This is a genomic window from Priestia sp. JSM ZJ58 (assembly GCF_044383985.1).
GTDB lineage: Bacteria > Bacillota > Bacilli > Bacillales > Bacillaceae_H > Priestia > Priestia zanthoxyli.
In genome coordinates, this window is record NZ_JBISEM010000001.1 from 770,813 (window position 1) to 791,705 (window position 20,893).

At 39.3% G+C, this 20,893-nt stretch carries 18 protein-coding genes; 17 read left to right on the forward strand and 1 reads right to left on the reverse strand.

All coding sequences use genetic code 11. From position 1 onward, the window contains the following. Window positions 1-64 precede the first annotated feature (64 nt). The 16 genes from rny to spoVK all read left to right on the forward strand — a co-directional run bounded on the left by rny (window position 65) and on the right by spoVK (window position 18,701). Window positions 65-1,624, forward strand: a complete 1,560-nt coding sequence (gene rny, locus ACH6EI_RS03940; RefSeq protein WP_013058803.1) for a ribonuclease Y — start codon at window positions 65-67, stop codon at window positions 1,622-1,624. Window positions 1,625-1,705: 81 nt separating this feature from the next. Further along, window positions 1,706-2,503, forward strand: coding sequence for a TIGR00282 family metallophosphoesterase (locus ACH6EI_RS03945; protein WP_028411380.1), 798 nt, complete (start codon window positions 1,706-1,708; stop codon window positions 2,501-2,503). A gap of 223 nt (window positions 2,504-2,726) precedes the next feature. Then, complete coding sequence (gene spoVS / locus ACH6EI_RS03950; protein ID WP_003181955.1) at window positions 2,727-2,987, forward strand: stage V sporulation protein SpoVS; 261 nt, start codon at window positions 2,727-2,729, stop codon at window positions 2,985-2,987. Between the two features lie 75 nt (window positions 2,988-3,062). Beyond that, window positions 3,063-3,980 (forward strand): dipeptidase, encoded by a 918-nt coding sequence (locus ACH6EI_RS03955; RefSeq protein ID WP_042991934.1) that lies wholly within the window; start codon window positions 3,063-3,065, stop codon window positions 3,978-3,980. 185 nt (window positions 3,981-4,165) lie between these two features. Beyond that, window positions 4,166-4,342 (forward strand): hypothetical protein, encoded by a 177-nt coding sequence (locus tag ACH6EI_RS03960; RefSeq protein ID WP_155017479.1) that lies wholly within the window; start codon window positions 4,166-4,168, stop codon window positions 4,340-4,342. Between the two features lie 17 nt (window positions 4,343-4,359). Then, window positions 4,360-6,117, forward strand: coding sequence for a 2-oxoacid:acceptor oxidoreductase subunit alpha (locus tag ACH6EI_RS03965; protein WP_013058800.1), 1,758 nt, complete (start codon window positions 4,360-4,362; stop codon window positions 6,115-6,117). After that, the gene (locus tag ACH6EI_RS03970; protein ID WP_013058799.1) at window positions 6,104-6,970 is read left to right on the forward strand and encodes a 2-oxoacid:ferredoxin oxidoreductase subunit beta; all 867 of its coding nucleotides are present in this window, start codon (window positions 6,104-6,106) and stop codon (window positions 6,968-6,970) included. Before ACH6EI_RS03965 ends, ACH6EI_RS03970 begins: the two co-directional genes overlap by 14 nt. A 254-nt stretch (window positions 6,971-7,224) precedes the next feature. Further along, a complete protein-coding gene (gene miaB, locus ACH6EI_RS03975; protein WP_025601388.1) occupies window positions 7,225-8,754 on the forward strand; it encodes a tRNA (N6-isopentenyl adenosine(37)-C2)-methylthiotransferase MiaB in 1,530 nt (509 codons plus the stop codon). Between the two features lies 1 nt (window position 8,755). Continuing rightward, window positions 8,756-9,187 carry a YlbF/YmcA family competence regulator gene (locus tag ACH6EI_RS03980; protein ID WP_013058797.1) on the forward strand — a complete coding sequence of 144 codons (432 nt, stop codon included), beginning with the start codon at window positions 8,756-8,758 and terminating at the stop codon, window positions 9,185-9,187. A 225-nt stretch (window positions 9,188-9,412) separates the two neighbouring features. Further along, complete coding sequence (locus ACH6EI_RS03985) at window positions 9,413-9,958, forward strand: outer spore coat protein CotE (RefSeq protein WP_013058796.1); 546 nt, start codon at window positions 9,413-9,415, stop codon at window positions 9,956-9,958. Window positions 9,959-10,134: 176 nt separating this feature from the next. Next, window positions 10,135-11,532 (forward strand): branched-chain amino acid transporter BcaP, encoded by a 1,398-nt coding sequence (gene bcaP / locus ACH6EI_RS03990; RefSeq protein WP_028411378.1) that lies wholly within the window; start codon window positions 10,135-10,137, stop codon window positions 11,530-11,532. Between the two features lie 163 nt (window positions 11,533-11,695). Continuing rightward, complete coding sequence (gene mutS, locus ACH6EI_RS03995) at window positions 11,696-14,353, forward strand: DNA mismatch repair protein MutS (protein WP_028411377.1); 2,658 nt, start codon at window positions 11,696-11,698, stop codon at window positions 14,351-14,353. Window positions 14,354-14,371: 18 nt separating this feature from the next. Then, window positions 14,372-16,249, forward strand: coding sequence for a DNA mismatch repair endonuclease MutL (mutL, locus tag ACH6EI_RS04000; protein WP_028411376.1), 1,878 nt, complete (start codon window positions 14,372-14,374; stop codon window positions 16,247-16,249). A 100-nt stretch (window positions 16,250-16,349) separates the two neighbouring features. Next, a complete protein-coding gene (gene miaA / locus ACH6EI_RS04005) occupies window positions 16,350-17,300 on the forward strand; it encodes a tRNA (adenosine(37)-N6)-dimethylallyltransferase MiaA (protein ID WP_098112974.1) in 951 nt (316 codons plus the stop codon). A 32-nt stretch (window positions 17,301-17,332) separates the two neighbouring features. Next, a complete protein-coding gene (gene hfq / locus ACH6EI_RS04010) occupies window positions 17,333-17,557 on the forward strand; it encodes an RNA chaperone Hfq (protein ID WP_013058791.1) in 225 nt (74 codons plus the stop codon). Between the two features lie 205 nt (window positions 17,558-17,762). Next, complete coding sequence (spoVK, locus tag ACH6EI_RS04015; protein ID WP_223546698.1) at window positions 17,763-18,701, forward strand: stage V sporulation protein K; 939 nt, start codon at window positions 17,763-17,765, stop codon at window positions 18,699-18,701. Between the two features lie 31 nt (window positions 18,702-18,732). Here the strand turns inward: spoVK and ACH6EI_RS04020 are convergent, their stop codons facing one another. Next, on the reverse strand, window positions 18,733-19,344 hold the full coding sequence (locus tag ACH6EI_RS04020; RefSeq protein WP_013058789.1) for a trimeric intracellular cation channel family protein: 612 nt from the start codon (window positions 19,342-19,344) through the stop codon (window positions 18,733-18,735). A 277-nt stretch (window positions 19,345-19,621) separates the two neighbouring features. Between ACH6EI_RS04020 and hflX the strand changes: the two genes are divergently transcribed. Then, on the forward strand, window positions 19,622-20,884 hold the full coding sequence (hflX, locus tag ACH6EI_RS04025) for a GTPase HflX (protein ID WP_016765352.1): 1,263 nt from the start codon (window positions 19,622-19,624) through the stop codon (window positions 20,882-20,884). Window positions 20,885-20,893 lie beyond the last annotated feature (9 nt).

The following is a 20,893-nucleotide window of genomic DNA, read 5'->3' on the forward strand; positions in this document are numbered from 1 at the left end:
ATACGATGTACATGCCGACATGAAATTTAAAACTTACAAGTTTATAGCAAGGGGAGGTGAAATGATGGATACTAATACAATCATCTTCGCTTTGCTTGGCCTAATCGTCGGTGCAGTTGTTGGCTTTTTTGTTTGTAAATCGATTGCTGAAGCTAAAATTGCGGGAGCAAAGTCTAGTGCAGAACAAATTATTGATGAAGGAACCCGCGAGGCGGAAGCTTTGAAAAAAGAAGCTTTACTAGAAGCGAAGGATGAAATCCATCAGCTTCGTACAGAGGCAGAACAAGATATTCGTGATCGTCGAGCAGAACTTCAAAAACAAGAAAATCGATTAATGCAAAAAGAGGAAAATCTTGATCGTAAAGACGAATCACTTGATAAACGTGAAGCGTTACTTGAAAAGAAAGATGATTCTCTTACTGTTAAACAACAGCATATTGAAGAGATGGAAAGCAAAGTTGAAGAAGTAGTACGTGCACAGCAAACAGAGCTAGAGCGCATTTCAAGCTTAACAAGAGAAGATGCAAGAGCGATTATTTTAGATCGTGTTGAAAATGAACTTTCCCACGACATTGCAATAATGGTAAAAGAAACAGAAAACCGTGCAAAAGAAGACGCCGATAAAAAGGCGAAAGAAATTCTTTCACTTGCTATTCAGCGTTGCGCAGCAGATCATGTTGCTGAAACGACTGTCTCAGTTGTTAACTTGCCAAATGACGAAATGAAAGGCCGAATTATCGGTCGAGAAGGTCGAAACATCCGTACGCTTGAAACTTTGACAGGAATTGATCTTATTATTGATGATACGCCAGAAGCAGTTATTTTATCAGGATTTGACCCAATTCGTCGTGAGACAGCAAGAATTGCACTTGATAAACTCGTTCAAGATGGTCGTATCCATCCCGCACGTATTGAAGAAATGGTTGAAAAATCTCGCCGCGAAGTGGACGAATATATTCGTGAAGTCGGTGAACAAACGACGTTTGAAGTCGGTGTTCATGGGTTGCACCCAGACTTGATGAAAATTCTTGGGCGCTTAAAATTTAGAACAAGCTATGGTCAAAATGTGCTGAAACATTCAATGGAAGTAGCGCATTTATCAGGACTTATGGCTGCTGAATTAGGTGAAGATGAAACGTTAGCCAAACGAGCAGGATTGTTACATGATATTGGTAAAGCAATTGACCATGAGGTAGAAGGAAGCCACGTAGAAATCGGTGTTGAATTAGCTACAAAGTATAAAGAACATCCGGTTGTTATTAACGCGATTGCTTCTCACCATGGAGATACAGAACCAACATCAATCATTGCTGTACTAGTTGCAGCAGCGGATGCATTATCTGCTGCAAGACCAGGTGCTCGCAGTGAGACGTTAGAAAACTACATTCGTCGTCTTGAAAAGTTAGAAGAAATTTCAGAGTCTTATGAAGGCGTTGAAAAATCATTTGCAATTCAAGCAGGGCGTGAAGTTCGTATTATGGTGAAACCAGATACGATTGGTGATCTAGAAGCGCATCGACTTGCTCGAGATATCCGAAAACGAATTGAAGATGAGCTGGATTATCCTGGCCACATCAAAGTAACGGTTATTCGCGAAACAAGAGCAGTAGAGTATGCAAAATAAAAATGAAGTGGCGTTTCGCCACTTTATTTTTTTTCGTAGAGATGAAGATGCAGATTAAGAATGAAGTATAGGAGCTTTTACATGAGAATTTTATTTATTGGAGACGTAGTTGGTTCTCCAGGCCGTGAAATGGTTGAAGAATATTTACCGAGATTAAAAAGAAAATACTCTCCGGGACTTACAATTGTGAATGGAGAAAATGCAGCTTCAGGAAAAGGAATTACCGAAAAGATTTATCGTCAGTTCTTACAAGCAGGGGCTAACATTATTACTCTTGGTAACCATGCGTGGGACAAACGTGAAATTTTTGATTTTATTGACGATGCAAAAAATCTTGTTCGTCCAGCTAATTTTCCTGAAGGTACACCGGGCAAGGGAATTACGTATTTTACGTACAATCAGCTTGAGGTAGCCGTGATTAATTTACAAGGGCGCACGTTTATGGCTCCGCTTGATTGTCCATTTCAAAAAGCAGATGAACTGATTGAAGAAGCACGTCAGCGCACTCCGCTTATTTTTATTGATTTTCATGCTGAAACAACAAGTGAAAAGCAAGCGATTAGCTGGTATGTGGACGGTCGTGTCAGCGCTGTTGTCGGCACTCATACGCACGTTCAAACAGCTGACAATCGTATATTGCCAAAAGGAACAGCCTACATCTCTGACGTAGGAATGACGGGACCTTATGACGGCATTTTAGGGATGGAGCGCGAAGCAGTTATTAAGCGTTTTTTAACGTCTCTTCCTGTTCGATTTGAAGTGCCAAAAGAAGGAAGAACGCAGCTTAGTGGAATCGTTATTGATATTGATCAAAAGACGGGGAAAGCAACAAAAACAGAGCGAATTTTAATTAACGAAGATCATCCGTTTTTTGAATAAAGGGAAAAAGTCAATGTGTCGAAAGACGATACGTTGGCTTTTTTATTTTGTCAAAAACGTAAAAAGAAAAAAGAAAGGTGTAGAAATATAAGTTTTTGAATATTTAGGAAAAACAAGCAGGAATACGTTTGACATATCGTGAATATAGTAACATTGAAATCAATTAAGTCATTGGTCTAATGATCTCTCATCATACATTGTAAAGAATAAGGAGGAGCTAGATATGGAAATATTAAAAGTTTCAGCAAAGTCTAATCCAAATTCAGTTGCTGGTGCCTTAGCAGGCGTGCTGCGCGAACGCGGCGCAGCAGAAATTCAAGCCATTGGGGCCGGGGCGCTTAATCAAGCAGTAAAAGCTGTAGCAATCGCAAGAGGGTTCGTTGCACCAAGTGGGGTTGATTTAATCTGCATCCCAGCTTTTACAGATATTCAAATTGATGGAGAAGAGCGAACAGCCATTAAATTAATTGTAGAGCCGCGATAATTATAAAAACCACGGACCTGTAAAGCGTAGAAGCCAAACAGGTCCTTTTTGTATAGAGCTAAAGGGGTGTGGGTTGTGATATTTGATGCTCATTGTGATGTATTGATGAAGCTCTGGTTAAATAAACGTTTATCTTTTACATATGATTTAGCGCTGCATGTGACGTTAGAAGGAATAAAAAAAGCAAAAGGGAAAGTTCAGCTATTCGCTATTTATATTCCAGAAGCGGTTCCGGCAGCTCAACGCTTTGATGTTGCGTTAGAAATGATCCAGCTGTTTCAGAGTCATATTTTATCGCTTCCCGGTGTGAAATGGGTTCGTTCAAAGCACGATATAGATAGCTTAAAAAAAGGTGAAATAGGAGCAATGCTGACGCTTGAAGGGTGCGATGCCATTGATACCAGTTTAGTTCGTTTAAAGACACTTTTTTCACTGGGTGTACGTTCAGTAGGTTTGACATGGAATTACAGCAATGCTGTGTGTGACGGTATTTTAGAACCTCGAGGCGCGGGGTTATCTTCTTTTGGAAGAGAAGTTGTTGAATTGAATAATGAACATAAAGTGTGGACGGATGTCTCTCATTTATCGGTAAGAGGTTTTTGGGATGTGATTGAGCTAGCGCAATATGTAGTGGCTACTCATTCCAATTCACACGTATTGTGTTCTCATCCCCGGAATTTAAGAGACGATCAAATTCATGCTTTAATAAAGCGAAACGGCGTGATTGGCATCACGTTTGTCCCTGAATTTTTAACGAGCTCTGCCAAAGCGCAAATAGCGGATGTGATCCGTCACCTTGATTACATGTGTGAAAGAGGAGGCGAATACTCCGTTGGTTTTGGCTCTGACTTTGACGGCATTGACAAAACGGTTCATCGTCTCGGAAGATATGAACAGTATACGAATTTAATCGAAGAACTCCTTAAGCATTACACTGAGGAGCAGGTAAAACGTTTTCTGTTTCAAAACTTTGCTGATCGTGTATGCAGCTAATAAAAAAAGAGCTTTTTCTTCTTGGAAAAGCTCTTTTTTTATAGAAGATATTTATATACTAATGCCTCATGTGAAGACAGAAAAGATCATTAAAAAACTTCATCTTATTCATTAAATATAAATATAATTAAAACGATTGAGAATTCAATGGAAAGGGTTGCATTTTTCTGGCAATCGGAATAAAATTGAAAACGGATTATGGAGCTGTTCACGCAGAAACGTATCCTGCACAGCGACAAGGTGCTGTGGGAGTTTTGCGGATGATTTTTGTTCGTGAAATGCAGAAGCAAATGAAATCGTTTGCTAATTTACTTTTTTCAGTTTTTATCAATAAAATAGATTTCTATATTAAGAGCAATTAAAGGAGTGGCGTTGATTTATGGTACAGCAACTTTCATGGAAAGTTGGCGGACAGCAGGGTGAGGGAATCGAAAGTACGGGAGAAATCTTTTCAACCGCTTTAAATCGATTAGGTTATTACTTATACGGCTATCGTCATTTTTCTTCTCGTATCAAAGGTGGACATACAAATAATAAGATCCGAGTGAGTACAACTCAGGTTCGATCTGTGTCAGATGATTTGGATATTTTAGTTGCGTTCGATCAGGAAACCATCGATGTAAACGTCCATGAGCTGCGCGTAGGAGGCGTTGTAATTGCAGATGCGAAATTCAACCCAAGTCTGCCCGAAACATGTACAACTGCTACGCTATACGCTGTTCCGTTTACAGAAATTGCAACGGAACTAGGAACGTCGCTAATGAAGAACATGGTTGCTGTAGGCGCTTCAAGTGCTGTGCTTCATATTGACACAGAAGTATTTGAAGAAGTAGTGCTTGAAATCTTCGGTAAAAAGGGCCAAAAAGTTGTACAAAAAAACATGGAAGCTATTAAAAAAGGTGCAGATTACATTCGTGAACAGCTAGGCGAACAATTAGAAACAATGAAACTAGATCCAGCGGATGGTAAAAAACGTATGTTTATGATTGGAAACGATGCGATTGCACTAGGTGCTTTAGCCGGTGGGGCTCGTTTTATGCCAGCATATCCAATTACCCCTGCTTCAGAAATCATGGAATACTTAATTAAAAAGCTTCCTCAATTCGGTGGAACTGTTATTCAAACAGAAGATGAAATCGCAGCATGTACGATGGCTATCGGAGCTAACTATGCAGGCGTACGTGCGCTGACAGCATCAGCTGGACCTGGTCTATCATTAATGATGGAGTCGATTGGATTAGCGGGCATCACTGAGCAGCCTGTTGTGATTATTGATACGCAGCGCGGCGGTCCAAGTACAGGGCTTCCAACTAAGCAAGAACAGTCTGACTTAATGGCTATGATTTACGGTACGCACGGTGAAATTCCGAAGATCGTCATGGCGCCAAGTACGGTTGAAGAAGCATTCTACGATACGATTGAAGCGTTTAACTTAGCAGAAGAATATCAGTGTCCAGTTATTATGCTAACGGATTTACAGCTTTCACTTGGGAAACAGTCGGTAGAACCGCTTGACTATAACCGCGTTGAAATCCGCCGCGGCAAGCTTCAGCAAGGAGAGCTAGAAGAGTTGGAAGAAAAACAATACTACAAGCGCTACCGCGTAACAGAAGACGGCGTATCACCACGCGTCATTCCAGGAATGAAGCATGGCATTCATCACGTAACGGGAGTAGAACATGATGAGACAGGAAAGCCATCTGAATCTCCGGTGAACCGCGATGATCAAATGAATAAGCGTCTTCGTAAAACAAAAGGAATTCGTTTTAATACGCCAATTCATGTTCACTCTCATGAAAAAGAGTCTGATATTTTATTTGTTGGATTTAATTCGACGCGTGGAGTTATTGAAGAGGCAATGGAACGTTTGGAACAGGACGGTATAAAAGTAAATCACGCTCACATTCGTTTAATTCATCCTTTCCCAGCTGACGAACTGCTTCCTTACGTGCAAGGAGCTAAAAAAGTAGTTGTCGTTGAAAACAATGCTACTGGACAGCTTGCTAATATTTTAAAAATGAATATCGCAAGTCATGATAAAATTCAAAGCGTATTGAAGTACGATGGAAATCCATTTCTTCCGCAAGAAGTATACGCAAAAAGTAAGGAGATGTTTGTGTTAAATGGCAACGTTTAAAGATTTTCGTAACAGTGTAAAACCTAACTGGTGTCCGGGGTGTGGAGATTTCTCCGTACAAGCAGCCATTCAACGCGCATCTGCTAACGTAGGTTTAGAACCTCATGAGCTTGCTGTTATTTCAGGTATTGGATGCTCTGGACGTATCTCTGGTTATATTAATTCATATGGTTTTCACGGTATTCACGGACGTGCGCTTCCAATCGCTCAAGGTGTAAAAATGGCTAATCGTGATTTAACCGTTATCGCATCTGGCGGTGATGGAGATGGGTTTGCTATCGGTATGGGACACACGGTACATGCGATTCGCCGAAACATCGATGTAACGTATATCGTAATGGATAACCAAATCTATGGTTTAACAAAAGGACAAACATCTCCTCGCAGTGAAGTAGGATTCAAGACAAAAAGTACGCCTGAAGGATCAATTGAGTCGTCTTTATCTGTCATGGAGCTGGCGTTAACTTCCGGGGCAACGTTTGTAGCGCAAAGCTTTTCAACGAATTTAAAAGAGTTAACAAGCTTAATTGAACAAGGCATTCAGCATAAAGGTTTTTCTTTAATTAACGTATTTAGCCCGTGCGTAACGTATAACAAAGTGAACACGTATGATTGGTTTAAAGAAAACCTAACTAGTCTTAGCACAATTGAAGGTTATGATGCAAACAATCGTATGCAAGCTATGCAGACGTTAATGGAGCATAATGGCTTAGTAACAGGGCTTATTTATCAAAATGCGCATCAGCCGTCGTATCAGCAGCTTGTTCACGGCTATAGTGAAGAGCCGCTGTCAAAAGCAGACTTAGGTATGACTGAGGAAAAATTTGATGAGCTAGTGGCTGAATTTATGTAAAAGAGGCTGCAATAAAAGCAGTTTAGTAGAGGGAAAATCCGAACGGTAAATTGAGATTCTTAATGGAGAATCCAGCTCGTTCGGATTTTTTCATAGTGATAGGTATAGAAAATAGGTATATGATTGTGTTCGCTACTTGAAAGTTATATACTATGTTAATGTGATGAGTTTTATGCATAAGCATAAGGCTGTCACATTTTTTTGCGATTTACAGGTGCAACGTGACAATTGTCATGGCGAAAGGAGATTTTTTTATGAACGAAAAACAACGTTTAGAAAGCAACCAAGTTAATCCAGCGGACAAAAAATCCGAAAAGGATTACAGCAAATATTTTCAAACAGTATACATGCCACCTTCTTTAAAAGATGCGAAAAAACGAGGAAAAGAAGAAGTTTCCTATCACAACGATTTTGCAATCGATGAACAGTTTCATGGAATGGGACAGGGACGTAAGTTTTATATCCGTACGTACGGCTGTCAAATGAATGAGCACGATACAGAAGTAATGGCTGGTATTTTTCTAGGCCTTGGCTACGAGCCGACTGACTCTGTTGAAGATGCTCATGTTATTTTATTGAATACGTGTGCGATCCGTGAAAATGCGGAAAATAAAGTGTTTGGTGAATTAGGACACTTGAAGGCCTTAAAGCGCGAGCGTCCTGAGCTATTAATCGGCGTCTGCGGATGTATGTCTCAAGAAGAGTCAGTTGTAAATAAAATTTTACAAAAACATCAGCACGTGGATATGATTTTTGGTACACATAACATTCACCGTTTGCCTCACATTTTGAACGAAGCATACTTAGCAAAAGAAATGGTGATTGAAGTATGGTCTAAAGAAGGGGACGTTATTGAAAACCTTCCAAGAGCACGTAAAGGCAGCGTCAAAGCATGGGTTAACATCATGTACGGCTGTGACAAGTTCTGTACGTACTGTATCGTTCCGTATACGCGAGGAAAAGAACGAAGCCGCCGTCCAGAAGATATTATCCAAGAAGTACGTCATTTAGCTGCTCAAGGCTACAAAGAAATTACGCTTCTAGGCCAAAACGTTAATGCATACGGAAAAGATTTTGAAGACATGACGTACGGCTTAGGCGACTTAATGGACGAAATCCGTAAAATTGACGTTGCTCGTATCCGTTTTACAACAAGTCATCCTCGTGACTTTGATGACCGTTTAATTGAAGTTCTTGCTAAAGGTGGAAATCTTGTCGATCACATTCACTTGCCTGTTCAATCAGGAAGCAGTGATATCTTAAAAATTATGGCACGAAAATATTCTCGTGAACATTATTTAGAGCTTGTTCGTAAAATTAAAGAAGCCATTCCAACGGCATCATTAACAACTGATATTATTGTTGGTTTCCCAAATGAAACGGATGAGCAGTTTGAAGAAACAATGTCGCTATATCGTGAGGTTGAATTTGATAGTGCTTATACGTTTATTTATTCACCTCGTGAAGGTACGCCGGCTGCTAAGATGCAAGACAACGTACCAATGGAAGTGAAAAAAGAGCGTCTTCAGCGTTTAAATGCTCTTGTAAATGAAATTTCTGCAAAGAAATTGAAGGAATATGAAGGTAAAGTTGTCGAAGTATTAGTAGAAGGTGAAAGTAAAAATAATCCGGAAGTATTAGCAGGCTACACGGAAAAAAGTAAGCTTGTAAACTTCAAAGCACCTAAGTCAGTGATTGGGCAACTTGTAAAAGTAAAAGTTACAAAAGCCAAAACATGGACATTAAACGGGGAAATGGTAGAAGAAACAGCAGAGGTGAAGTAATATGGCGCAGTATAACAAGAGTGACGTAATTAAACGTGCTCAAGAGCTGGCAAAAATGATCGCTGAAACGGAAGAAGTAGATTTCTTCAAGCGTGCCGAAGCTCAGCTTAACGAAAATCAAAAAGTGCGTGAAACCATTGCAAGCATTAAAAGTTTGCAAAAACAAGCTGTTAATTTCCAACATTATGGTAAGACAGAAGCGTTAAAACAAGTGGAGGCAAAAATCGATCGTTTACAGGAAGAGCTGGATGAACTGCCGATTATTCAGCAGTTTCAAGAGTCTCAAATAAACGTGAATGATTTGCTTCAACTTGTCGCTAACACTATTTCAAACACAGTAACAGATGAAATTATTGTGTCAACAGATGGTGATTTATTGCGCGGTGAAACAGGTTCACAGGTGCGAAACAGCCCTGGATCTAGCTGCTCATAAAGAAAAAATGCCTTAGCAAATTGCTGAGGCATTTTTTTGTGCATCACGTTGCACGAAAATTGGGCAGATTTTCTCTCTAATAATTGTCACGTTTTTCTATATCCTTGCATACAATGGAACATAGGTTTTTTATGCCTTAAACCTAGTTTCTTAAAAATAATGTGCAAACAAGTGAATGAGCCTGCATAGGATGAAATGAAGATAGTTTGAGGAGGGTATGCTCACATGTCACAACACTATAGAGAAATTATTACAAAAGCAGTCGTAGGTAAAGGTCGCAAGTTTACACAATCGTCTCATACGCTTGCACCGAAAAATCGACCAACAAGCATCTTAGGATGCTGGGTGATTAACCATGAGTACAAAGCAAAGAAAAGCGGCAGCAATGTAGAAGTTGACGGCAGATATGATATTAACATCTGGTATTCGTACAATAATAATACAAAAACCGAAGTTTGGACGGAAACCGTATCATACAAAGATAATATTAAGCTGCGCTATAAAGACGAAGATTCGATTGGAGACGATTACGAAGTAATTGTTCGCGTACTGCAGCAGCCAAATTGCCTAGAGTGCACAATTTCACCAAATGGCAATAAAACGATTGTTCAAGTAGAGAGAGAATTGTTGGCGGAAGTGATTGGCGAAACCAAGGTTTGTGTTGCAGTAAATCCGAAAGGCTGCGATGATGAAGACGAGTTTGATTTAGACGTAGATGACGATGAATTTGAAGATTTAGATCCTGATTTTATATTAGGAGACGATGAGTAACTAGGAAGAAGTTCTTCCTAGTTTTTTTATTTTTACTATTTTAAGAAAATTCTTATAAAAATAAAAAAATATATTGCTTTTTGTCGAATGCGCAGTGTATAGTAAATCTAAAGAAAATAATGCATTAATTTTCAGAAAATTTAGTTATATCAGATAAGTATTTTTGGGGGTTTACTATGAGCTTATTTCGTAAAAAATCAATTCAAACGTTAATTAGTGAAACCAACTCTAAAGGTGTTAAATTAAAAAAGGATTTAGGCGCTTTCGATTTAACGATGTTAGGAATTGGAGCCATTATCGGAACCGGAATTTTTGTATTAACGGGCGTAGCCGCCGCTGAACATGCCGGTCCAGCTTTAGTTATATCTTTCATTATGTCAGGACTTGCGTGTGTGTTTGCAGCTCTTTGTTATGCGGAGTTTGCCTCAACAGTTCCCGTTTCAGGAAGTGCATACACTTACAGTTATGCAACATTTGGTGAATTAATTGCTTGGATTTTAGGGTGGGATCTTATCTTGGAATACGGTCTTGCTTCTTCTGCTGTAGCGAGCGGATGGTCGGGGTATTTCCAAGGATTGTTAGCAGGGTTTGGCATACATTTTCCAAAAGCTTTAACAAGTGCATACAATCCTGCAAACGGCACGTACATTGATATTCCAGCAATTATAATTGTTTTCTTAATTACCTTGCTTTTAACACAAGGAGTAAAAAAATCTTCACGTTTTAATGCTATCATGGTTATTATTAAACTGGCTGTTGTACTTCTGTTTATCGGGGTAGGAGTTAGCTATGTTAAGCCAGAAAACTGGACGCCGTTTATGCCGTTTGGTTTCTCGGGAGTAGCGACAGGAGCAGCAACTGTATTCTTCGCCTACATTGGATTTGATGCTGTAGCAACAGCGGCCGAGGAAGTACGTAAGCCTCAGCGAGATATGCCAATTGGAATCATCGCATCTCTTGCGATTTGTACAGTCCTTTATATCGTCGTATCGCTTATCTTAACAGGAATCGTCCCTTATACTGAATTAAATGTTAAAAACCCTGTAGCATTTGCTTTAAGCTACATTAATCAAGACTGGGTAGCAGGATTTATTTCATTAGGTGCAATTGTTGGTATTACAACGGTATTACTCGTTATGATGTATGGACAAACTCGTTTATTTTATGCGATCAGTCGAGATGGTCTATTGCCGAAGCCTTTTTCAAAAATCAGTGAGAAAAAACAAACGCCAGTAGTAAATACGTGGATTACATGTTTACTAGTATCTATCTTCTCTGGTTTAGTACCATTAGGAAGATTAGCAGAGTTAACAAATATCGGTACTCTTTTTGCTTTCATGACTGTATCAATTGGAATTTTATATTTACGTAAATCAAAACAAACTTCAGAATCGACTGGTTTCCGCGTACCGTTCGTGCCGGTGATTCCAATTTTAGCTTTTGTGTTCTGTTTATACTTAGCACTTCAGCTTCCAAAGTTAACATGGATTAGTTTCGTAATTTGGCTTGTACTAGGGCTAGTGGTTTACTTCTTATACGGACGTAAGCATAGTCATTTGAACAGCAGTAAATAATGAAAAGCTTCGGACAAGCTTCTTCCTTCGTCCGAAGCTTTTTTATTTGTTTGATGAAAAGAAATTGAAGATTGTTCTATTTGAATAAATTAAGTTTAAGAAAGACTTATGTTATAATACGTGTAGCAAAAACGCACAACTAGATGTGGTATGGAGGAATAGTATGGCAGCGTATACGCCAATGATACAGCAATATTTGAGAATTAAGGCAGAGTATCAAGATGCCTTTTTATTTTTTAGATTAGGTGATTTTTATGAAATGTTCTTTGAAGATGCTACGACAGCTTCTCAAGAACTTGAAATAACATTAACAAGTCGAGACGGAGGAGGACAAGAGCGAATTCCGATGTGCGGGGTTCCGTATCACTCTGCTCCTACGTATATCGAGCGTTTAATTGAAAAGGGATTTAAAGTAGCTATTTGTGAGCAGGTAGAAGACCCTAAGCATGCAAAAGGTGTTGTAAAGCGAGAAGTGGTGCAGGTGATTTCACCCGGAACACTGATGAATGAACGCGGACTGCATGAAAAGGAAAATAACTATATTTGTTCTGTTACTGCGTTCGAGGATCAAACGTTTGGTCTTGCTCTTTCTGATTTGTCTACAGGAGAAAACAGCGTAACGCTTGTTAGTTCATTTCACGATATCGTCTCAGAGATTTATGCAAAAGAAGCAAAAGAAGTCGTTGTAAGCTCTGAGTTTCCTGCTGACTTATTACAAACACTAAAAGAGCGCATGACGATTACCATTTCTTATGAGAATAGTACAGATCAAGTAGAAGGACTAGATTATTTAGTAGAGTCGCTTCAGCAGCAAAAGCTTATTACAACGTTTGCGCGTATTCTTCAGTATTTAACTCGCACGCAGAAGCGTTCGCTTGAGCACTTACAGCCCGTGCAGTTTTATCAAATCAATGAATATATGAAAATTGATTTGTTCTCTAAGCGAAACCTAGAGTTAACCGAAACGATTCGTTCAAAAGGAAAGAAAGGCTCGCTTCTATGGCTATTAGACCAGACCGTTACGGCAATGGGCGGCCGTTTATTAAAAAATTGGATTGACCGTCCGCTTTTAAAACAAGCGGATATTGATAATCGTTTGAATATGGTAGATGTCTTAATGAAACAGTTTTTTGAACGAGAAGAACTGCGTGAGTTGTTAAAAGACGTATATGATTTAGAACGCTTAGCTGGTCGAGTAGCTTTTGGGAATGTAAATGCTCGTGATTTAATTCAATTAAAAAAATCATTGCAAAATGTGCCTCATATTCAAGAGGTTGTGAATCGTTTGAATCATCCTTATGCCACAAAGCTTGTTGAAGACATTGATCCTTGTGAGCGATTAGCTAATCTTCTTGAAAGAGGATTAAAAGAGCACCCTCCTTTGTCAATTAAAGAAGGAGACATTATTAATGACGGCTATCATGAACAGCTTGATCAATACCGAGATGCAAGCCGAAACGGAAAAACGTGGATTGCGTCACTTGAACAGCAAGAGCGTGAGAAAACAGGGATTCGCTCACTGAAAATTGGTTATAATCGCGTGTTCGGCTATTATATAGAAGTAACGCGGGCAAATCTGCATCTTTTGCCTGAAGGAATGTATGAACGAAAACAGACGTTAACCAATGCAGAACGTTTTATTACGCCTGAGCTGAAAGAAAAAGAAGCGCTGATTTTAGAAGCGGAAGAGAAAATTGTAGAGCTGGAATATGAATTGTTTTTACAAATTCGTGAAGAAGTAAAAGCATATATTCCAAGGCTGCAAGAACTTGCTAAAAAAGTAAGTGAGCTTGACGTACTGCAGTGCTTTGCAAAAATCAGTGAAGAACGTCATTACACTAAGCCTATTTTTTCAAGTGAAGACATTTCGATTCAAAATGGACGCCATCCAGTAGTAGAAAAAGTAATGAATTCGCAGGAATATGTGCCAAACGACTGTCAAATGACAGATGATAGTTCAATTTTACTGATTACAGGACCAAATATGTCTGGTAAAAGTACGTACATGCGTCAGGTCGCTTTAACGGCGATATTAGCTCAAATTGGCTGTTTTGTGCCAGCTGACGAAGCGGTTCTGCCGATTTTTGATCAAGTGTTTACACGTATCGGAGCAGCTGATGACTTAATTTCAGGTCAAAGTACGTTTATGGTCGAGATGCTAGAAACGAAGAATGCAGTGACAAATGCCACTCAGTCGAGTCTGATCCTGTTAGATGAAATTGGACGGGGCACGTCTACGTATGACGGAATGGCTCTTGCTCAAGCAATTATTGAATACGTTCATGAACATATTGGCTGTAAGACACTATTTTCTACTCATTATCATGAATTAACCGTACTCGATGAGTCGCTTCCTGCGCTTAAAAATGTTCATGTAAGCGCGGTTGAAAAAAATGGGAAAGTCGTCTTTTTACACAAAATCAAAGATGGTGCCGCAGATAAAAGCTATGGTATTCACGTAGCGGAACTAGCAGAACTTCCAGATCCGCTTCTGGAGAGAGCTCGCGTCATCTTACACGATTTAGAACAATTTTCTGAGCGTGAACCTGTACGTCAGGCTCCAAAAAGAGAAGAGATAACACAACAAGTTCCACAAGAAGGTGCTTCTTTGGTTCAAGAAGAACGTGCAGATCGTAAAAAAGCAGATGAAGCCAATCAGCTTTCGTTCTTTGAAATAGAAGAGAAAAAAGAAAAGCCTGCGCTTTCAAAACGTGAAAAAGCAATTATCGATCGTTTAAAAGAGCTCGATATTTTAGAAATGACGCCTTTAGACGCAATGAATGCGATGTATGAACTGCAAAAATCATTAAAAAAGAAATAGATTGAGAGGAGTGAGTCTGTGGGTAAAATTGTGCAGCTTTCAGACGAACTTTCAAATAAAATTGCTGCCGGAGAGGTTGTTGAACGACCTGCTTCGGTGGTGAAAGAACTAGTCGAAAATGCTATTGATGCAAACAGTACAGTTATTGAAATTGAACTAGAAGAAGCTGGGCTTTCAAAAATTCGTATATTGGATAATGGAGACGGCATTGCTTCTGAAGACTGCTTGACCGCTTTTAAAAGACATGCGACAAGTAAAATCAAAACAGAACAAGATTTATTTCGAATTCGAACGTTAGGATTTCGCGGTGAAGCTTTGCCAAGTATTGCTTCGGTTTCAATGCTTGAACTCAAAACGAGTACGGGAGAAGAAGCCGGCACTCACCTTAAACTTAGAGGCGGAGAAATCGTTCATCACGAATTAACGTCAAGCCGAAAAGGTACCGAACTTGTTATTGAAAACCTATTTTTTAACACACCTGCACGTTTAAAATATATGAAGACGGTAAACACGGAGCTTGGTAACGTAACGGATGTCGTCAATCGCCTTGCGATGTCTCATCCTGAAGTTTCAATTCGGCTGATGCATCAAGGAAGACAGCTTCTGTATACGAACGGAAGCGGAGATGTGCGCCAAGTGCTTGCAGCTATTTATGGAATGGCAGTCGCCAAAAAAATGATTCCGATTAACGTTCAGTCTCTTGATTATGAAGTGAATGGTTACGTTGCCCTTCCTGAAATTACACGAGCTTCTCGCAACTATATGTCCACCATTATTAACGGTCGTTTTGTTAAAAACTACGGGTTGTTAAAAGCGGTACAGCAGGGCTATCATACCCTTTTACCTATCGGCCGTTTTCCAATCGTGTTTTTAACCATTACAATGGACCCTTTGTTAGTGGACGTGAATGTTCATCCAGCGAAACTAGAAGTGCGTTTAAGTAAAGAAGCGGAGCTGTTTGAGCTTATTGAACAAGGAGTAAAAGCTGCTTTTAAAAAGCAGCAGTTAATTCCGGATGCTGTAGTACCAACCAAGTCAAAATCAGCTGTGCAGCCAACTGAGCAGCAGACCTTTACATTTGATCATCAGTCTAAACCGTCTGGCTATCAGCCGTCTGATACGGTTCGCGAGCCTAGCTTTAAGGAGACTACCGCTCGTGTAGACGAGATCATGCCGCCTGTTAAAACAGAGGTCATACGTCAAGATGAAGAACTTGAGCCAACGTTTCGAGAAATAGAACACTATGAAGAATCGGTGGAAGAAAACGCACCTATTCCAGAACCAAACCGTTCAGCCAAAGAACAGCCAGAACCGCGTGTTCCTGCGATGTACCCAATTGGACAAATGCACGGAACGTATATTTTGGCACAAAATGAAAAAGGATTATTTATTATTGATCAGCACGCGGCGCAGGAGAGAATTAAGTACGAATATTTTAAGCGAAAGCTTGGAGAAGTAGATTCAGAAGTTCAAGAACTGCTTATGCCGCTTACGCTAGAGTTCTCGGGAAATGAAGCCTTGATTTTAGAAGAATACAAAGACATGCTTGCTGAAGTAGGAGTCTTTTTAGAACCGTTTGGACAAAACTCCTATATCGTTCGTTCACATCCGCAGTGGTTTCCAAAAGGAGAGGAACAGGAAACCATTGAAGAAATGATTCAGCAAATCTTTACGATGAAACGAGTCAATATCGAGAAGTTACGAGAAGAAGCGGCTATTATGATGAGCTGTAAAGGATCGATTAAAGCGAATCATCATTTGCGAAACGATGAGATTTTTGCTTTACTTGAAACGTTAAGAAAAACAACGGATCCATTTACGTGTCCGCACGGACGACCAATTATTATTCATCATTCGACGTATGAAATGGAAAAAATGTTTAAGCGAGTGATGTAAGCAATGCGGCTAGCTGCAGCTAGCCGTTTTGTTGAATAAATCATGACCATTTGGATAAAATGGAATGATGTGAATGCCTATAGATGAAAGTAGTGTTGTTATGACGGGAGAGAAACCAAAACTTATTGTCATTATTGGACCAACTGCGGTTGGTAAAACAAAATTAAGCATTGAACTTGCCAAACAGTTAGACGGAGAAATTATTTCAGGTGATTCGATGCAAATTTATAAAGGGATGGATATCGGAACAGCAAAGGTGTCAGAAGAAGAGATGCAGGGTGTTCCCCATTACCTGATCGATATTAAGGAGCCGGATGAATCGTTTTCTGTGGCAGAATTTCAAGAGATTGTAAGAAAACAAATCGATGATATTCATGCTAAAGGAAAAATGCCGATGATTGTTGGAGGGACGGGTCTTTATATTCAATCCGTTATTTATGATTATCAGTTCACAGAAACGCCTAGTGATGAAAAAGTTCGTGAACGAATGGAAGTATTTATTAAAGCTCATGGCATTGATCCCCTGTATGAGAAGCTCAAAGAAATTGACCCAGACAGTGCGGCTGCTATTCATAAAAATAACCATCGCCGTGTAATTCGAGCGCTTGAAGTTTATGAAGTAACCGGCAAAAAATTCAGTGACTATACAAAAGAACAGTCGCAAGAGTTATTATACGATGTAACCATTATTGGACTTACAATGGATCGAGACGTATTATATGAGAGAATTAATCACCGAGTCGATATGATGATGCAGGCTGGACTGCTTGAGGAAGTCAAATCATTGTACGAAAGTGGTCTGCATGATGTACAATCAATTCAAGCTATCGGCTACAAAGAGCTTTATGCTTATTTTGAGGGACGCTGTACGCTCGAAGAAGCCGTTGAACAGTTGAAACAAAATTCACGCAGATATGCAAAGCGTCAGTTAACATGGTTTCGAAATAAAATGCCTGTAAAATGGATAGAGATGGAAGTTGACAAATTTCCCGAAAAGTTTGCTGAAATTTTTACATATATTGCAGGAAAGCTGAAGAAAGAAGCGAATTAAGTAAACAGATAGAGAAACGAGGAGGCCGAATAATGAAACAATCAGTTAATATTCAAGATCAATTTTTAAATCAATTACGTAAAGAAAATATCTATGTGACGGTATTTCTTTTAAATGGTTTTCAATTAAGAGGACTAATTAAAGGATTTGATAATTTTACTGTGCTAATTGAATCTGAAGGAAAACAGCAGCTGATTTATAAACATGCGATTTCGACATTTGTACCAAATAAAAATATTACAGTAGAACTTGAATAGAGATTAAAGAGAAGCATCCGCATATTCGGATGCTTTTTTTATGTAAATAAAGGCTTAGAAAAGTTTCTTAACATTGTTTTTACTCATTGAACATAAACCTTATAATAGACGATTATTTCTTCGGTAATAAGAGATCATTGTCTTCGTATCGTTCATCGCATGCAGCTATGCGATACAGAGAAGTGGGATGAAACGAGAGGTGAACATGGTGGAACAGCCGATAACTCTTAAAAATAATGGGCAAATTAATATCATTTTAAATAATGAAACAAAAAAGGAAAAATCGTATACGACATCAATTCCGCGTCCTGCCAAAAAAGCTGTGATAAATCATGAGCCGCTTCGGGAAATTGAACGAGAAATGAGCGGACTGGTTGGAATGGAAGAATTGAAAAAAATGATAAAAGAAATATATGCGTGGCTATATATTAACAAAAAAAGAGAGGAACAGGGCTTAAAAGCGGGAAAGCAGGCGCTGCATATGATGTTTAAAGGAAATCCAGGAACAGGGAAAACGACGGTAGCCCGCCTGCTGGGTAAATTATTTTTGAATATGAACATCTTGTCTAAAGGACATTTAATTGAAGCAGAGCGTGCAGATTTAGTTGGAGAATACATTGGTCATACCGCTCAGAAAACGAGAGATCTTGTAAAAAAAGCGCTTGGAGGTATTTTATTTATCGATGAGGCTTATTCTCTTGCAAGAGGGGGAGAAAAAGATTTTGGAAAAGAAGCGATTGATACATTGGTCAAACATATGGAAGATTCAAATGATAAGTTTGTATTGATTTTAGCTGGTTATCCAAGAGAAATGGAAAATTTCTTAAGTCTTAATCCAGGACTGCGCTCTAGGTTTCCGTTTATTTTTGATTTTCCGGATTATGATGTTAATGAACTGATGGACATTGCGGGTCACATGATGAATGACAGGCAGTATCAGTTTAGTACAGAGGCCTATAAAAAGCTAAAAGATCATTTTATGGACGTGAAGTACAATCAGACGCCTAGGGATTTTAGTAACGGTCGATATGTGCGAAACATTATTGAACGTTCCATACGTACTCAATCCATGAGGCTTTTAGAAGAAGAAAGCTTTGAACGTAACGAGCTTTTAACTTTAACGTCAAGCGATATTCAGCTGTGAAAAAAAGCCTTTCGTCATGAAAGGCTTTTTTCTACATATTTGGTTGTCGAATCGTTTTAATCGGCAGGCGCCATTTGTAAATGTATGAACACATCCGAAGGCCTACAAGCAAGATAAATAACGTATAAAGTTCTACAGGCGTGTTTGTAATATGGAGCCCTACGCTAAATCCTGCGATAATCGCCCATACGGCATAAATTTCATCTTTAAGAACAGTAGGCTTTCGGCGTGCTAATAAATCTCGGATAATCCCCCCGCCGCTTCCTGTTAAGACCGCAGCTACAATAACCGCGCTAAGCGGATGGTTCATATGAGTGGCATAAAGCGCTCCTTGAATCGCGAATGCTGCAAGGCCAATGGCGTCCGAAAAATTTCCCCATCGCTTCCAATGTTTTAAGATATTGTTTGGAAATAAAAAAGTGGCAGTGATAGATAATAAAGCAATTTGAAAAAAGAGTCCTTGTTCCCAAAGGGCAGACACCGGTACACCGATAAGCAGGTTTCGAATGGCTCCTCCGCCAAAAGCCGTTACGATTCCGAGTATGTAAACGCCTAAAATATCATATTCCTCTTCCATCGCAATGAAAGCTCCGCTGATTGCAAAAGCAATCGTTCCAATAATGCTAAGTACGTCCCAAGTCATGATGCTATCCCCTTTATTCTGTTTTCACCAAGTAGCGACTATTATTTTAAAATCAGGCAGCCTGATTCAAATTTCGATAAGTAAACCAATTCAAATTGTATACAGAATTTCGTGATATTTCAATGTTTTTTTAATCATCGTTTTATAGATTTTAAAAAGGGTGTTAAACTAGTAAAAGACAATGTATTCTGTCTCTTTTGCAAAGATGGAGAAATGGAGATTTTTTTGATATGATATGAATGATTTGTCAATTTAATAGTAAGGGAAGGAAAAATCTTTGACAGCAGAAATGAATACTGAACTTGAACGCGTAATTTTAGTCGGATGTCAGCTTCATGACGATGACGAACGTTTTGAATATTCAATGGATGAGCTAGCATCTTTAACTGAGACTGCAAAAGGCGAAGTGCTGGTAAGGTTAACGCAAAAGCGCGATCGCATTCATCCAGCTACTTATATTGGAAAAGGGAAAGTAGAAGAACTTGTGGCTCTTGAAGAAGAGTTAGAGCCTGATTTAATTGTATTTAATGATGAATTGTCACCCAGTCAAATCCGCAATTTGTCAGCAGGGTTATCTGCGCGTGTTATTGACCGCACGCAGCTGATTTTGGATATCTTCGCACAGCGTGCTCAAACGCGAGAAGGAAAAATGCAGGTGGAACTTGCTCAATTAAATTATCTGCTGCCTAGGTTAGTAGGACAAGGTACCGCTTTGTCGCGTCTTGGAGGCGGAATTGGAACAAGAGGTCCTGGTGAAACGAAACTTGAAAGTGACCGCAGACATATTCGCCGTAAAATTGATGAAATTAAGCGTCAGTTAAAGACAGTGGTAAGTCACCGCGAACGTTATCGAGAAAGACGTAAGCGTAATCATGTCTATCAAATTGCAATTGTGGGCTATACGAACGCTGGTAAATCGACGATCTTTAACCGCTTAACAGAAGCTGGTATTTTTGAAGAAAATCAGCTGTTTGCAACTCTTGATCCAACGACAAGACAGTATACGCTTCCGTCAGGATTAACGGCGCTGTTAACGGATACGGTTGGATTTATTCAAGATCTTCCAACAACGTTAGTAGCCGCGTTCCGTTCAACACTTGAAGAAGTAACCGAAGCTGACCTTGTTCTGCACGTGGTAGATTCATCTAATCCAGATTACAACAACCACGAAAAAACAGTGCATCGCTTACTAGAAGAGCTGAACGTAACGGACATTCCGATGCTAACAGTTTACAATAAAGAAGATATGCAGCATGAACTATTTGTCCCATCCGCTTCAACATCGTTATCAATGAGCGCTTTTAAAGCTACGGATTTAGTGAAGCTTGGGGAAAGAATTCAAGAAGAAATGAAAAAAGAAATGGCGTTTTTTCATGTGCTGCTGCCGGCTTATGAAGGAAAAATGCTCGCTGAACTAAAAACGGTCTCTATTCTTGAGTCGTTAAAGTTCAATGAAGAAACTGAGAAGTATCAGTGCAAAGGGTATATTGCAAAAGAGCATCCCCTTTACAAAAAGCTACAAACGCTTGAAGAAAGTTGAGGAACAAAG